The 15823-nt window shown below is 42.5% G+C and carries 15 protein-coding genes and 1 pseudogene; 5 read left to right on the plus strand and 11 right to left on the minus strand.

Translation table 11 applies throughout. From position 1 onward, the window contains the following. Positions 1-3 precede the first annotated feature (3 nt). The 4 genes from HMPREF9010_RS18760 to HMPREF9010_RS18745 all read right to left on the minus strand — a co-directional run bounded on the left by HMPREF9010_RS18760 (position 4) and on the right by HMPREF9010_RS18745 (position 4658). A complete protein-coding gene (locus HMPREF9010_RS18760; protein WP_004310407.1) occupies positions 4-1137 on the minus strand; it encodes an efflux RND transporter periplasmic adaptor subunit in 1134 nt (377 codons plus the stop codon). Positions 1138-1170: 33 nt separating this feature from the next. Continuing rightward, positions 1171-2568: an efflux transporter outer membrane subunit gene (locus HMPREF9010_RS18755; protein ID WP_008647556.1), complete on the minus strand. Its 1398-nt coding sequence runs from the start codon at positions 2566-2568 to the stop codon at positions 1171-1173. A gap of 159 nt (positions 2569-2727) precedes the next feature. Next, complete coding sequence (locus tag HMPREF9010_RS18750; RefSeq protein ID WP_004295942.1) at positions 2728-3558, minus strand: zinc ribbon domain-containing protein; 831 nt, start codon at positions 3556-3558, stop codon at positions 2728-2730. 5 nt (positions 3559-3563) lie between these two features. Next, complete coding sequence (locus HMPREF9010_RS18745) at positions 3564-4658, minus strand: Nif3-like dinuclear metal center hexameric protein (RefSeq protein ID WP_008647557.1); 1095 nt, start codon at positions 4656-4658, stop codon at positions 3564-3566. A gap of 278 nt (positions 4659-4936) precedes the next feature. Between HMPREF9010_RS18745 and HMPREF9010_RS18740 the strand changes: the two genes are divergently transcribed. Next, the gene (locus HMPREF9010_RS18740) at positions 4937-5440 is read left to right on the plus strand and encodes an RNA polymerase sigma factor (RefSeq protein ID WP_004303051.1); all 504 of its coding nucleotides are present in this window, start codon (positions 4937-4939) and stop codon (positions 5438-5440) included. Positions 5441-5672: 232 nt separating this feature from the next. After that, positions 5673-6085 (plus strand): annotated as a pseudogene (locus tag HMPREF9010_RS18735) (DUF4891 domain-containing protein). Between the two features lie 19 nt (positions 6086-6104). On the opposite strand, the gene HMPREF9010_RS18730 reads toward HMPREF9010_RS18735, so the two are convergent. Genes HMPREF9010_RS18730 through HMPREF9010_RS18715 form a run of 4 tightly spaced genes read right to left on the minus strand, consistent with a single transcriptional unit; the run spans position 6105 to position 9453 of the window. After that, positions 6105-6401, minus strand: coding sequence for a hypothetical protein (locus tag HMPREF9010_RS18730; RefSeq protein ID WP_004308920.1), 297 nt, complete (start codon positions 6399-6401; stop codon positions 6105-6107). Then, positions 6398-7192, minus strand: a complete 795-nt coding sequence (locus HMPREF9010_RS18725) for an ABC transporter permease (protein ID WP_004308919.1) — start codon at positions 7190-7192, stop codon at positions 6398-6400. Before HMPREF9010_RS18725 ends, HMPREF9010_RS18730 begins: the two co-directional genes overlap by 4 nt. 47 nt (positions 7193-7239) lie before the next feature. After that, positions 7240-7860, minus strand: coding sequence for an ATP-binding cassette domain-containing protein (locus HMPREF9010_RS18720; RefSeq protein WP_004308918.1), 621 nt, complete (start codon positions 7858-7860; stop codon positions 7240-7242). Positions 7861-7896: 36 nt separating this feature from the next. After that, positions 7897-9453 (minus strand): ATP-binding protein, encoded by a 1557-nt coding sequence (locus HMPREF9010_RS18715; RefSeq protein WP_008647560.1) that lies wholly within the window; start codon positions 9451-9453, stop codon positions 7897-7899. Positions 9454-9633: 180 nt separating this feature from the next. Here HMPREF9010_RS18715 and HMPREF9010_RS18710 point away from each other — a divergent pair, with 180 nt between their 5' ends. The 3 genes from HMPREF9010_RS18710 (at position 9634) to HMPREF9010_RS18700 (ending at position 12334) form a co-directional block, all read left to right on the plus strand. After that, positions 9634-10176, plus strand: coding sequence for a ferredoxin domain-containing protein (locus HMPREF9010_RS18710; protein ID WP_004303057.1), 543 nt, complete (start codon positions 9634-9636; stop codon positions 10174-10176). Positions 10177-10259: 83 nt separating this feature from the next. Next, positions 10260-11381, plus strand: coding sequence for an agmatine deiminase family protein (locus tag HMPREF9010_RS18705; protein WP_008647563.1), 1122 nt, complete (start codon positions 10260-10262; stop codon positions 11379-11381). A gap of 68 nt (positions 11382-11449) precedes the next feature. Then, the gene (locus tag HMPREF9010_RS18700; protein WP_008647565.1) at positions 11450-12334 is read left to right on the plus strand and encodes a carbon-nitrogen hydrolase; all 885 of its coding nucleotides are present in this window, start codon (positions 11450-11452) and stop codon (positions 12332-12334) included. Positions 12335-12455: 121 nt separating this feature from the next. Here HMPREF9010_RS18700 and HMPREF9010_RS18695 read toward each other — a convergent pair whose 3' ends face one another. The 3 genes from HMPREF9010_RS18695 to HMPREF9010_RS18685 form a co-directional block, all read right to left on the minus strand. Beyond that, entirely contained in the window at positions 12456-12845 is a 390-nt protein-coding gene (locus tag HMPREF9010_RS18695) for a GtrA family protein (protein ID WP_004295929.1), read from the minus strand. Further along, positions 12842-14605: an aspartate--tRNA ligase gene (gene aspS, locus HMPREF9010_RS18690; protein WP_008647566.1), complete on the minus strand. Its 1764-nt coding sequence runs from the start codon at positions 14603-14605 to the stop codon at positions 12842-12844. Before aspS ends, HMPREF9010_RS18695 begins: the two co-directional genes overlap by 4 nt. Before the next feature lie 108 nt (positions 14606-14713). After that, the gene (locus tag HMPREF9010_RS18685; RefSeq protein ID WP_004303062.1) at positions 14714-15739 is read right to left on the minus strand and encodes a diacylglycerol/lipid kinase family protein; all 1026 of its coding nucleotides are present in this window, start codon (positions 15737-15739) and stop codon (positions 14714-14716) included. Positions 15740-15823: the final 84 nt, after the last annotated feature.

Genomic DNA, 15823 nt, shown 5'->3' on the forward strand with positions numbered 1-15823 from the left:
ACCTTATTTCCCTCTTTTAGGGAGGGAATCAGGAAGTGGCTTTACTTTCATTCCGTCTCTGACTTTCATCAAAGCCTCCGTGACATACTGTTCCTGCGGGGAAAGTCCCCCCAATACCTGCCGTAAAGTGCCGTCGACCAACTGCCCTATTTCAATATGCCGGTAATGAACTATATTCGAATCATTTACAATATATAAGTATTTGCCTAACTGGTCGGTTCCGATAGAGCCCTCTTTCACCAACATGGCATTTTTAGCTTCTCCATAAGGTAAAGTTATGCTTACATATAATCCGCTCTTCAATATCCCTTTCGGGTTATCAAAATTGGCACGAACCATCAGTGTTCCTGTATTCACATCTACATTTGGTGAAAGATAATCGAGCGTAGCCGGATAACTTTCAGTTCCCCCCTTTCCCAGTTGAACCATTATTTTTTTAGGAAGATCAGTCGGTAACTGCTGGGTATCCATCGTCATTGCCAACCATTGATTATCAGCAACATTAAAGTAAGCATACATCTGATTATCTTTATAAATAGTAGCCAATGTGACTGGTTGCAACGAACCGCCTACATAACTTCCTATATCTACAGTCGCCTTACTGATGGTGCCGTCAAACGGTGCACGGACATAACAATATCCCAAGTTTGTACGGGCGGTGCTCAAAGCTGCTTCCGCGTTGCTGACAGCTGCAACACCCTCTTTCACAGAAGATTCAGCCTGAAGTACCTGTATCTGACTGACCGCATCACTCTTTACAGCCTCTTTCATACGGCTATAATTATTACGAGCATATTCCAATTGCGCTTGGGCAGTTTTCAGTTCTGCTTCTGCTTGCTCCACCTGATCTTTATATAAGGTTGGTTCAATGACAAACAACAGTTGCCCCTGTTTCACCCGTCCACCTGCGACATAAGAGGTAGACTGCAAGGTTCCGTTCACCCTGGCTACAAGATTCACCGTCTTTTCTGTTGTCAGATAACCCGGATAATCTTTCGTCAAAGTAATATCCTCCACTATGGGTTTGGTCACACTAATTTCCGGAGTTGGCATACCTCCCATCGCTCCTGTACTTTTCTTCTCCTTGCAACCCGTCAATATAGGCAGTGCAAGAAAGATATACATCAGTTTTTTCATATCTGTTAGGTTATATATTTTATAGATTGATTTTTATTCTCTCCAACCACCCCCTAAAGCCTTGTAGAGGGCTATCAGTTGCAAAAGCGAACTACCTTGTGCCTGTACCAGCTGATTCTCATAAGATAACAGAGAACGTTGTGCATCAAGTACGTTTTGGAAAGGCGAAAGTCCCTGTTTATAAAGTTCCAGTGAAAGTTTCAATGTCTCAATTCCTTGATTGCGTACTTCCCGCAGGGCTACAATCTGTTTGATTGAATTCCGGTAGGAATTCATAGCATTGTCCGTTTCCTGTACGGCAGTTAAAACCGTCTGATTAAACTGGTTGATCGCTTCATCCAGTTGCGCTTTTGCCAGCCGGGTTACATTCACCAGCTGTCCTCCATTGAAAATAGTCCAGTTCAATGACGGAGCAATTTCATAAGTCATACTTTTACTTTTGGTGAGATCCTTCAGGTCACGGGCGGCATATCCAAATGAACCTTTCAAGAAAACTTTCGGCAACCAATCCGCTTTCGAAGCTCCAAGCAATGCTGCCTGCGCATTTACGCTCAATTCCGCACTTCGTACATCAGGCCGTCGCAGTAATAAATCGACAGGCATTCCCACTCCGATAGGTTCCATATAATCGGGCAATGTACCACTAGATTCAAGAACAGGACGAATGTCCTGGGGATACATTCCCAATAAGACAGCCAATGTTGTGATATACTGATTGATACCCGCTTCCAACTGGGGAATGGAGGCTTTTGTGCTATATAATACAGACTTGGCCTGTGCCACATCGAGTTTAGCAACCAGCCCGGTGTTATAGCGTACTTCCGTGATTTTCAGGACTTCTTCCTGCGAAGCACTGTTTTTCTTCACCACTTCAAGCTCTTGTTGCAACTCCCTTAGATTGATATAAGCCGAGGCTACTTCTGCAGCTAATGAGACCATGACTCCAGTGTATTCTTCCTTGCTGGCGGCAAAATTCTCTTTCTGCGCTTTTACCCGTTTCCGGATACTGCCGAAAATATCAAGCTCCCAGCTCATGCTTAGCGAAGCATCATAATAATGATCGGTTGTTTGGGGCAGTGAACTTGTATTTCCACTGGTTTCCTGACGGGTCCATCCTGCATTCAATCCGATGGAAGGAAAAAAGTTACTGCGTTCTATCCAAAGATTGGCACGAGCGGCAGCTATACGGTTGATTGCCATGGCAACGGAGTAATTACGATCTACTGCCAGAGCTATCAAAGAGTCCAGTTTGGTGTCTTGGAATGACTTCCACCAATGGTCATCTACCGGAAGTATCTGTTGAAACACTTCCCCGCTCTCTTCCCAATCTTGAGGAAGCGGAGCTTTCAAATAACGGTTTGCGGTCTGTCCAACCGCGGTCACAGTTGAAAGAAACATAAGGAGCGATGTGCCCCACACTCGTATATTCATATCAGTTCAGGTTTTTATGAAATGAAAAGATAACAACTAAAGGGTAAGTTTGTTTATCGATTCCTTTTATACGAGCACTTGTTAAAACAAAAAAGCCCAGCATTGCTGCAGGGCTTATTATATATCAAAAAAGTAACTTTACTTACTTCACTGCTCTTCTTATTCAGCAGTTTTTCTTCTGATAGCTCTTTTGGTAGTAGCTACCGGAGCTTCTTCCACCTTGTGTTCGATTTGTACGCCAGCCAATTCCGGGTCAATCATAATACGTCCGCAATATTCACAAACGATTACTTTCTTACGAGAACGGATATCCAGTTGTCTCTGGGGCGGAATCTTGTTAAAGCAACCACCACAAGCGTCACGCTGTACGTATACAATACCCAATCCGTTGCGAGAGTTCTTACGGATACGTTTGAAAGACTGCAACAGACGCGGTTCGATCTTAGTTTCCAAATCTTTAGCTTTGTCTCTCAATTTCTCTTCTTCCTGTTTGGTTTCAGAGATAATTTCGTCCAGTTCGCTCTTCTTCTGCTCAAGGTCTTTCAGTCTTTCGTTAAGAATCTGATCGTTCTTCGTTACTTCAGCCTCTTTTTCTTCTTTATCAGCAGAATATTCCTTAATTCTCTTTTCGCAAAGTTCGATTTCCAATGTCTGGAATTCGATTTCTTTCGTCAAGAAATCATATTCACGGTTATTGCGAACATTGTCTTGTTGTGACTTATATTTTTCTACTGAAGCCTTTGCTGTTTCAATTTCTACTCTCTTGCCGGCAATAGCAGATTTCAGTTCATCCACTTCAGCTTTGATCTTGTCGATACGGGTACTCAAACCAGCAATTTCATCTTCAAGGTCTTGCACTTCCAACGGAAGTTCACCTCTCAATGTCTTGATTTCATCAATCTTAGACAACATCGTTTGCAGTTGGAACAGTGTCTTCAGTTTCTGTTCTACCGTCAACTCATTCGGATCTTTTTTTGCTTCTCTAGCCATTTTACTTATAAATATTTTATGGGATTCGTATTTATTTTACTCAATTGGAGTGCAAAATTAGGAAATAAATCCCGGATTATGGAATAAAAAATTTCTTTTGTATATTGTTCGCTTTCGTAATGACCAATCTCTGCCATCAGAATATCACCCTCGTGGCCGAAATAATCATGATATTTGATTTCTCCCGTAATAAAGACATCCGCACCCGTCCGAATTGCCTGTGGAAGCAGGAAAGCTCCGGCACCACCACATAAGGCAACCTTCTGTATTTCTCTCCCCGTCAGTTTGTTATGACGTACACAACCCACTTCAAAGATTTTCTTGATGCGTTTCAGAAACTCGAGTTCCGTTTCCGATTCATCCAATTCACCTACAATTCCCGAACCTGCCTGCAACCAGTCATTCTGCAACGGATACAAGTCAAATGCCGGTTCCTCATAAGGATGTACAGACAATAAAGCCTTTATAACTTCCGCTTTTTTATATATAGGAAGAATGGTTTCAATCCTCACTTCATTTTCATGATGCAGTTCACCGATTGTTCCACAGAAAGGATGCGTTCCCTCTTTTGCCCGGAAGGTTCCCTCTCCTTTCAGATTGTAACTGCATGAATCATAGTTACCTATATTTCCGCATCCGGCTGCAAACAACACTTCGCGCACACTATCGGCTTGTGCATCCGGCACGAAAGTCACCAGCTTAATCAGACAGTTCTCTTTCGGTTCGAGCACTTTCAGATTCTTCAACCCTATTTTCTCTGCTATCTTATAATTAACTCCACCTTGTGCATTATCAAGATTAGTATGTGCTGAATAGATCACAATATCATTCTTTATTGCTTTCAGTATGCAGCGTTCCACGTAATCTTTGCCCGTGATAGATTTATAGCCCTTGAAAATGAGCGGATGGTGCGATATAACGAGATTGTACCCCAGCGCGATAGCTTCATCCAACACAGCTTCGGTAACGTCAAGACACAACAAAGCCCCTGTTGCTTCCGCTTCTGTCAATCCGATTTGCAGGCCGGCATTATCAAATCCGTCTTGCAATGGCAGAGGCGCGAATCGTTCAAGGGCGCTTACTATTTCCTTAATTTTCATTATTGGTAGAAAATTTGGTTGCAAAGATAATAAATAAAATAGGAATTAACATACTAAGTGATCGTTTTTTAGAGAATTTATCGTTATCCATTTTTTGAGATCCCCGTAAAAGATATAAAATACCACCCAGAAACTATCAAAAAGGACCTAAAAACTATCTGTTGATAGAAATTCCCCTAAATTACGTCTGATTCTCCCCTACCAAGGTCGACAAAATATCTTAAACTTGCATCATCAAAATTTTTACAACGAATACTCACATTTTAAAAACAACACATATGAAAAGTTTAAGCTTCAGAAAAGATTTGGTAGGAGTTCAGGAAGAATTACTACGTTTCGCATACAAACTGACAACAGACCGCGAAGAAGCAAACGATTTGCTGCAGGAAACCTCATTGAAAGCATTAGATAATGAAGATAAATATACACCCGATACAAATTTCAAAGGATGGATGTACACCATCATGCGCAATATCTTTATCAATAATTATCGTAAGGTAGTTCGCGACCAGACATTTGTTGACAAGACCGATAACCTTTATCATCTTAATTTGCCGCAAGATGCAGGGTTTGAAAGTACTGAAAGGACATACGACCTGAAAGAGATGCACCGTGTAGTCAATGCTCTTCCGAAAGAATACAGGGTTCCGTTCGCCATGCACGTTTCCGGATTCAAATACCGTGAAATTGCAGAAAAACTGAATCTTCCGTTAGGTACCGTAAAAAGTCGGATCTTCTTTACCCGTCAGAAATTACAGGAAGAACTAAAAGACTTCCGCTAAACCATAACTATATCCATATAAATTTTAGATTAAACAGTTAATTTCATTTTTCAGTTTTATCAATAGGCAAAAGGCAAAAAGAGTTTATATTCTTTTTGCCTTTTGCCTGTTTTCATCGGATAAATTCGGATAAAAACCGGTTCCGGAATAAAAACTAATTATAAATTTTCGCCTAAAGCTTCCGTTATTTATTGAAATTCTGTACTTTTACTTCATCTAAATAATGAATACGATGAAAACAAATTTGACTTTACTGCTCCTGCTAGTTATGATGGTTTCTTGCCAGCCCAAGAAAAGTGATAGTATCGAAATGTCCGTAGCCGAGGCTGCAAAGATTGACAATATCGAAGATTGTGCGGCAGATACGGTCAAAGCTACCGCTATCTTCTGGATTGATAAAGTAGAAACCAAACACTGCAAAGAGTACGGTTTTCGCACAATCAAAGCTAGGGTGCTCATTCGCGAAGACGGGAAGGTTGATTTGCTGTCTTCGTCAAGAAACAATCGCCTGATGTAGAGAAGTATATACGCCATCACCTCTCTAAATTTCAAGTAACGGAAAAGATGTTTGAAGGCGGTTATGTGCAACCCGGAGAACAATTCGTGCAGCTTCGCTGCTTATGGGGAATGTTGAAAGGCAAATAATAAACACGCTAATAACCGGTTAGCTTTTGCTTTTCATTTGCACCTTATTTATCATTTGTACCTTGTTTTTCAGTGCATACCGTTCGTCTACGACTCTGTCCGTAGGGAAGAAAGTGAAAATAAGCCGCCACTCTCCTTCCTTATAGATAAATTTACGTCCACTGGCTCCACGAAGAATTGCTTCGTATTTTTCCTGCAGGAAAGCCTCGATATGTTCCGGCATTTCTGTGCCGGATGCTGAAAACTCCACTGTTATAAAGAAGTGTGGAATAGCTATTTCAGCTACTTTATGGAATATCTGGTCAATAACAGTCATTTTCTGGGTTCTTTTGTTACCTCCAGCAGTTTTCCGTATGCATCAAAAGATCGACGCGAAGCCAATGAAATAGTAATCATTAGCGATAGCATAGATGCTGTGAAAGTAATCACCATAATCATCATCTGATACTTGATAGCGACATTCGGGCTGCTTCCTCCCAGAATTTGTCCGATCATCGTGCCCGGAAGAGCCACCAATCCCATCACGGCAATGTTCGCAATCAGGGGACTAAACGATTTAATGATGGCCTGCCGGATAAATGGAGCCTGCGCTTCCTGCCTTGTTGCTCCGTTTCCCAATAAATACCGATATAGTTGCTGTTCACGTTTCAATCCACTATAATAAGTATTCAAAGCTATTACATTGCTCGACAGCATATTACCCATCAGAATTCCAAATATTGGAATAAAGTATTGGGCGCTAAATATATTATCCAGTTGGAGAACAATACCGATAAAATAGATGCCTACCAATACAACACTACAAAGAAATCCTACCGTAATAGGGATTAATAAAACACTACGTTTCAACTGAGTACGTACCAATGCGGTCTGCCCGGCCACGAATACCATAATTATCACCCAAAGAAAATTAATCCAGGGATTGTTCCATAAAAAGAGATATTTCAGATACATGCCGATAAAGAACAGCTGGATAATCATCCGTAATGTACCAATCACGGCAGGTTTCAGCAATCCCGTTTTAAATTTCCAAAGGTAAAAAAACGGAATGGCAAGCAATAGTAGCCCTATAAAGAGATTATAATATGATATATCAATCGTTCCCACAATATATTCTTAACAATTCTATCCGATTTGCGTTACAGTTCAATTAATTACAGTTCTATTAAATAATGACAGCCCGAAGCAAAGTCCTTATCATGTGATACGGCTAACACAGCCGTTCCTCTTTCCGCCTGTCGCCGGAAAAAAGACAGGACTTTACCGGTTGATCCGGCATCCAAAGCAGAAGTCGGTTCATCTATGATAATGAGAGGTTTGTTGAGCATTGCAGCCACAGCCAACATAATACGTTGGCGTTGACCACCCGATACTTCATTCACCCTCTTTGTATATAATTCGTGTTCCAGCCCCAATTCATCGAAACAAGTGAAAAGTCTTTCTTCCGAAAAAGGAACAGAACGATTCACTTTCAGTCCGAACGGGAGAGCCACCATCTCTTTGACCCATTCAAAAGGTAGTGCCAATTCTTGAGGAATCCATGCAATCTGTCTGCGGACACTATCGATAGTCGATATATCAAGCAATGTTTCCCCTACCTGTATAGATCCTTCTTTCAAAGGCACAAACCCCATTACCGCATTCAGCAACGAAGTCTTTCCACAACCGGATTGACCGACAATGCAAGCCGTTTCTCCCCTTTCCAACTTCATACTGAAACCGGAGAAAAGCACTTCCGTACCAAAAGCAATACAGGCATTATTAATATGTAACATCTATTTGTTCTCTTGAAAATCCTGCCAAAATTATATTTATTGAAGTTCCGCCACCCACTTCTCAATGTTTCGTGTTTCAGCACTAAAATTCACTCCAATCTTAAAAAGTGTTCGCCCATCACTTTCGAAAGGTTTAGCATAATGCTTTTCATTGATCTGCTGCAAGGCTTCTTCAGCCGTACCCTCCAGCTTGAATTCCATGACATAGATAAATTTATCAGTCTGCAAAACAAGATCGATACGGCTCTGGCTCGTGTGATATTCCGCTTTTACATAAAAACCGACTAATTTGAACACGATAAAGAGAACATTCTGATAATGCAATTCCAAATCGCGAACCAATTCATAAGGAGTATCTGCAAAGAAACTCTGAAGACGACGGAAAAAAGAATCATAATCTCCCGAACGGACTTCGCGGACAAACTTCTGAATCTCAAAAGATGATTCTACGGCATTTATATTGGCATAAAAAGGCATGAGATATTTCACAAAACCTTCCTCCACTTCACGATTGGGAAATCCCAGGCGATAAGTTTCAAATTCACGATCGTAGCCTTTTATGGTAAGATAACCGCTCTGATAAATCACAGGGATAGGATTGTCGGAAGTTGAATCAATACTATTCAGTACGTCGGCACTAGTTTCTTCATGAGCCATCCGGTGAAGATCGTAATGATGTTTTTTTAGTAATTCGACCAGATAAGTAGGTGTGCCCGTTTCAAACCAGTAGTTGCCAAACACATTGTATTTAAGGGTGTTAAGTACACTGAACGGATTATACATACCTATAGAATCATGAGTGAAATGATAACCATCATATCTTTCACGCATTTCTGTGCAAATTTCATCATACGTCAAACCTTGCGCATCGGCAAATTCATGCAATTCAGTTTCAAAGTTCTCATGCAACTCACGATCACTGATTCCGCAGATTTCTATATACTGCTGACGCATAGAAATATCCTCCAGATTATTCAGATCGCTGAATACACTTACTTTTCCGAATTTTGTAACTCCCGTAAGCATACCAAATTTAATGCAGCCATCCTTGCTTTTTAAAGCTCCATAGAAAGCCTTCAATGTATCACGAAAACTCTTCTGGAGTTCATCATTACCAATCGCCTGTAACATAGGCTTATCGTATTCATCCACAAGAATAACGACACTCTGGCCCTCTTTCTCACAAGCACGCTGAATAATACCCTCGAAACGCATAGCTAGAGAAGTTTCTGCAGATTCCGCTCCATAGATTTTTTCCCATTCCACCAATGTGCGATTCAGCTTATTTTCAAGTCTTTCCGGTCTATCGTATTTTTCTGTATTGAGGTCAATATGCAGGATCGGATATTTAAACCAGTCTTTTTCCAGTTTCTCTATCGCCAATCCTTCGAAAAGTTTTTTCTTCCCTTGAAAATAGGCTTCCAAAGTAGACAGTAACAAACTTTTCCCAAAACGACGTGGACGACTAAGAAAATAATAACTGCCAGTTTTCACCATTTGATATATCCAAGCAGTCTTATCTATATAGCAATAACCTCCTTTACGGATTTTCTCGAAGTTCTGTATGCCGATAGGATAAATTTTATTACTCATATACTCATAACTTTATAAGTTGACAGATACAAAGATAGCCTTTTCCACCCAATAACACAAAGTCCGATACGAAAGTTTTTTCATATCAGACTCAAATGATAGCCCCTATTTATTTCATCATCTAGTGTAATTTTGCCAATTTTCATTTATCTTTGCCTTACTAATTAATTCAAGAAAGTTATGATACTGAACGAAAGAGACGCTCGTCACGAGCATATATTGCAGGTAGCACGTCAGATGATGACGGCTGCGCGCACTGCTCCGAAAGGAAAAGGAATCGATATTATTGAAGTGGCCCTCATCACTGATGAAGAGATTAAACAATTATCGGACACTATGATAGCTATGGTAGAAGAACACGGAATGAAATTCTTCCTTCGTGATGCCGACAACATCCTAAGTGCCGAATGTGTTGTACTGATAGGAACACGCGAGCAGACACAGGGCTTGAACTGCGGCCATTGCGGATTTGCCACCTGTGCCGGACGTACTGATGGAGTTCCCTGCGCATTGAACAGCATAGATGTAGGTATCGCAATAGGTTCCGCGTGCGCCACGGCAGCCGATTTACGCGTAGACACACGCGTCATGTTCTCCGCCGGATTGGCAGCACAACGCCTGAACTGGCTGAAAGACTGCAAGATGGTAATGGCGATCCCCGTAAGCGCATCCTCCAAGAATCCGTTCTTTGACCGGAAACCGAAGCAGGAAAACAATGCATAACAGTCACATCGATGCAGAAAACAAACTGACTTTAGATGCAGACAATAAACTGATTTTATAAATAACTAAATATATATAGTCTAATGGGAATCATGGTTGGACTCCCCAGCCCAAGCGGCTCGGAGAAAGATTTGCAGTTGAACTTCGGCAAAAACATGACCGTACAGGTAGAAATGAGAGCACCTCATTTGCCTGCCGAATGGCACATGCAGAGCGGTATACAGTTAACATGGCCACATGCCGGTACAGATTGGGCCTACATGCTGGCGGAAGTGCAAGAGTGTTTTATCAATATTGCCAGAGAAATAGCGAAGCGTGAATTATTATTGATCGTCACTCCCGAACCGGAAGAAGTGAAAAAGCAGATAGCTGCTACTGTCAATATGGATAACGTCCGCTTTCTGGAATGTGCCACCAATGACACATGGGCCCGCGACCACGGAGCCATAACAATGATAGATACCGGCACCCCTTCCCTGCTCGACTTCACCTTCAACGGCTGGGGACTGAAATTTGCTTCCGAACTGGATAATCAAATTACCAAACATGCCGTAGAAGCCGGAGCCTTGAAAGGCCAGTATATAGACCACCTCGACTTCGTACTCGAAGGAGGTTCTATCGAAAGCGACGGAATGGGTACATTGCTTACCACTTCCGAATGTCTGCTTTCTCCCCAACGAAACGGACGACTGAACCAGGTAGAGATAGAAGAATACCTGAAATCAACCTTCCACCTGCAAAAGGTGCTTTGGTTAGACCACGGTTATCTGGCCGGTGATGATACCGACAGCCATATCGACACTTTGGCACGCTTCTGTTCTACCGACACCATCGCTTACGTGAAATGCGAAAACAAAGAAGACGAACATTACGAAGCACTGCTCGCAATGGAAGAACAGCTGAAAACATTCCGCACCTTAGCAGGAGAACCCTATCACCTATTGGCCTTACCCATGGCAGACAAGATAGAAGAAGACGGCGAACGCCTGCCTGCAACTTACGCCAATTTCCTGATTATGAACGACGTTATTCTTTACCCGACATACAATCAGCCGGCGAATGACAAAAAAGCAGGAGAAGTATTGCAGCAAGCCTTTCCAAACCATCAAATAATTGGAATAGACTGCCGTGCCCTGATTAAACAGCACGGTTCCCTACACTGTGTCACCATGCAATATCCGCTGGGCGTTATAAAGGAGTCATAAAAGAATTACAAAGGAGCCTATAAAGGAATTATAAAATAATGAATGAATCAACCCACTAATTATTCATCATGAGAAAGATAAAAGTCGGAATCATCCAACAATCCAATACCGCAGATATTAAAGCCAATCTAATGAACCTCGCAAAGAGTATCGAGGCTTGTGCCGCTCACGGCGCACAACTGATTGTGCTCCAGGAGTTACACAATTCACTTTATTTTTGCCAGACAGAAAACACTAACCTGTTTGATCTTGCCGAACCGATTCCCGGGCCTTCCACAGGCTTTTATTCCGAGTTGGCAGCAGCTAATAAAGTAGTCCTTGTCACCTCTCTTTTTGAGAAACGTGCTCCCGGACTTTATCATAATACCGCTGTCGTATTCGACCGCGACGGAAGCATTGCAGGAAAATACCGGAAAATGCATATTCCCGATGATCCGGCTTACTACGAAAAGTTCTATTTCACTCCGGGAGACATTGGTTTTGAACCGATTCAAACTTCTTTAGGAAAACTGGGCGTATTAGTATGCTGGGATCAATGGTATCCGGAAGCTGCCCGCCTGATGGCACTAAAAGGTGCGGAACTTTTAATTTATCCTACCGCCATTGGCTGGGAAAGCAGCGACACGGACGATGAAAAAGCCCGCCAACTCAATGCCTGGATTATTTCACAGCGCGCTCATGCCGTTGCCAATGGACTTCCTGTTATCTCCGTCAACCGTGTAGGGCACGAGCCTGATCCTTCCGGACAGACAAATGGTATCTTATTCTGGGGAAACAGTTTTGTAGCAGGACCACAAGGGGAATTTCTGGCACAAGCCGGAAACGATCACCCGGAAAACATAGTAGTGGAAATAGATATGGAACGTTCGGAAAACGTTCGCCGTTGGTGGCCTTTCCTTCGTGATCGTCGGATTGACGAATATGATGGACTTACCAAACGCTTTCTGGATTAAAGGCTTACCCACATACCTTCATTGCAGGAGGTTTATCTAATAAAGAAAAAAGAAGGGCACAGAGTTCAAACCTAAATTTAGAATTCTGTGCCCTTTCAATATATCATCATAAATAACTATCTCATTGAAACGTTATTTTTTTGTTGGCTAGGAAATTAGCCCCTCCATAAATAAACAATCCCAGGAATTGAGCCAGATATTCATTCACGTCCAATCCTTCTACCAATAAGACAAGAAATAAGAACTGTGCGGTGTAAGCCACGGCAAAAGCAGAACAAAAGAGCAGTATCTGTTTCCAGATACTATTCTTTTTATTTTCTACGGGGAATATCCAGTATTTGCACCAGATAAAGTTATGGATTTGAGCTATCAGATACGCTGTTATATTAGCCACCATATAGTCACCATCGAATGACATTTCTTTCATCATTAACCATACAACCAACGCCATAATTAAGGCGTTCATTGTACCGATGACTATAAAACGGAATATGCGTACAGATTCTTTCACTCGCCCTCTTTCAGATCAACGATCAAATTCAGTTCATCAAGTTGAGTCTGGTCGATTGCAGACGGTGCATCCAGCATCACATCACGTCCGGAATTGTTTTTCGGGAACGCAATACAGTCGCGGATAGAATCCAAACCAGCGAACAAAGATACCCAACGGTCGAGTCCGTATGCCAAACCACCGTGAGGAGGTGCACCATACTTAAAGGCATTCATCAGGAAGCCAAACTGCGCCTGTGCCTTTTCCGGAGTGAATCCAAGAATCTCGAACATCTTCGCCTGTAATTTCGCATCGTGGATACGGATAGATCCGCCACCAACTTCCACACCGTTCACTACCATATCATAAGCATCTGCACGTACAGCTGCCGGATCAGTATCCAACATCGGAATATCTTCCTCTTTCGGATGAGTAAACGGATGATGCATAGCCATCAGACGACCTTCCTCCTCGCTCCATTCGAACATCGGGAAGTCGATCACCCAAAGACAAACAAACTTATTCTTATCACGCAACCCCAGTTGAGCGCCCATTTCCAGACGAAGCTCACAAAGTTGTTTACGTGTTTTCATCACATCGTCGCCGGACAAGATCAGAATCAAGTCACCCGGTTTAGCACCGAATGCCTCTTTCATTTGCTGCAGCACTTCCTGCGTATAGAATTTATCCACGCTCGATTTTACAGTTCCGTCCGCTTCTACACGGGCATACACCATACCTTTTGCACCAATCTGCGGTTTCTTTACGAAGTCCGTCAGTGCATCCAGTTGCTTACGAGTATAAGTTGCAGCACCTTCGGCACAGATACCACCCACATAAGCAGCATTATCGAATACAGAGAATCCGTGACCTTTCATGATATCCATCAGTTCCACGAATTTCATGCCGAAACGCAAGTCCGGTTTGTCACTACCATAATATTTCATGGCATCCGCCCAAGACATACGCTGGAACGGTTCAGCCAGTTCCACGCCACGCAGTGTTTTGAACAAATGTTTAGCCATTCCTTCGAAAGTAGTAATAATATCTTCCTGCTCAACGAAGCTCATTTCGCAGTCAATCTGCGTAAATTCCGGCTGACGGTCGGCACGCAAGTCCTCATCACGGAAACATTTTGCAATCTGGAAGTAACGGTCGAAACCGGAAACCATCAACAACTGCTTCAATGTCTGCGGAGATTGCGGAAGTGCGTAGAACTGTCCCGGATTCATACGTGACGGTACTACGAAGTCGCGTGCACCTTCAGGAGTAGAACCGATCAAAACGGGCGTTTCCACCTCGATGAAGCCCAGGCTATCCAGATATTTGCGAACTTCAATCGTCATTCTATGACGCAATTCCAGATTAGAGCGGACAGCGTTACGACGCAAATCCAGGTAACGATATTTCATGCGGATATCATCACCACCATCCGTATTATCCTCAATAGTGAACGGAGGAGTCATAGCCGTATTTAGTACGTTCAGTTCGGAAACGATGATTTCAATGTCTCCGGTAGGAATGTTTGCATTCTTGCTGAAACGTTCATTAACCGTTCCTGTCACTTGAATGACGAACTCACGTCCCAGTTTATTAGCACGTTCACAGAGTTCAGCATTAATTTCTTCGTTAAAGACCAACTGGGTAATTCCGTAACGGTCGCGGAGGTCGATAAAAGTCATTCCTCCCATTTTACGGCTGCGCTGTACCCATCCAGACAGCGTAACTTGCTTGTTTACATCAGAGATTCTTAGTTCTCCACATGTGTGCGTTCTGAACATATATTTTTTATTTAAACGATTATCACTCGCGTTTCTATTTTGATTGAACCAAAACTGCGCAAAAGTACGCAATAATTTGTAATTCGTTGTCAGTAATCCGTTATTTTATCAGACTTTCTTTGTCAGCTTTTTCAATATTTTCTTGTTTCTGTCTGTTATATTGTCGACGATGGCTTCATTCATCAATTTGATACCATTCATATATTCCTGCGCTCTTTGGAGCACATTGGCAGCATCCTTTTCCGACGCTTGCGGCACCACTACGCGCAATCCCCTTTGAATCAACTCAATGTTCACATTGGCGTCCGTTTCCATGGGGTCGCCGTCAAAGTGCACTACTCCCGGAGTAGTGCGACGGATGCACAACTGCTTGCAACGGAAAGTCTTGATACGGCTATTCTGATCGATTGTCTTATTGAATAACTGGAAAGCCAATGAAGGGACATCCAATACGGTGAACGGTTCGAGAATGGTTACATCCAGCAAGCCATCCGTCAGCGTAGCTTGCGGGGCGATATAAGCATTGTTTCCATATTGCGAAGCGTTTCCGCAGGCAATCAGGAAAGCCTTATACTTGGAAACTCCGTTTTCCGTTTCCAGTTCATACGTTTCCGGTTCATATTTAAGACTCTCTTGCAGGGTTTTTTCCAGATAAGTCAACACCCCGCGTTTACCGGCATGCGCAAACTTCAGACTAACAAAAGCATCGAATCCCACTCCGCAAGTGCAGAAAAAATCCGTCCCGTTAATCTTACCATAATCTATTACGTCCATGCAACCTTCGTTCAGCACTTCCAGCGCCCTCTTCGGTTCCATCGGTATATGCAGATGCCTCGCCAGTCCATTACCCGATCCGCAGGGAATAATTCCCAGTGCGGTATCAGTATGCACCAACGAACGAGCTATTTCATTGATTGTCCCGTCCCCACCGATAGCCACTACTATATCAGTCTTCTCTTCGGCAGCTTTAGCAGCTATTTCTACTGCATGACCGGCTCTCTCCGTATTCACTACTTCCCAAGAGTATCTCGCCTTGTCTATTTTTTCGTCCAGCAAGTTAAGAATCAATTCTTTACTTTGTGTTCCCGAAATAGGATTGACGACGAATTTTATTTTTTTCATTCTTTCGTTCATGCTATTCTTGTCGATTGTAGACGACAAAAGTAATATAAATATCTTAAATTTTAATCTATTAGAGGTTTCTAATCACATGAGGGC

Origin of the sequence: Bacteroides sp. 3_1_23 (assembly GCF_000162555.1) — a bacterium.
GTDB lineage: Bacteria > Bacteroidota > Bacteroidia > Bacteroidales > Bacteroidaceae > Bacteroides > Bacteroides ovatus.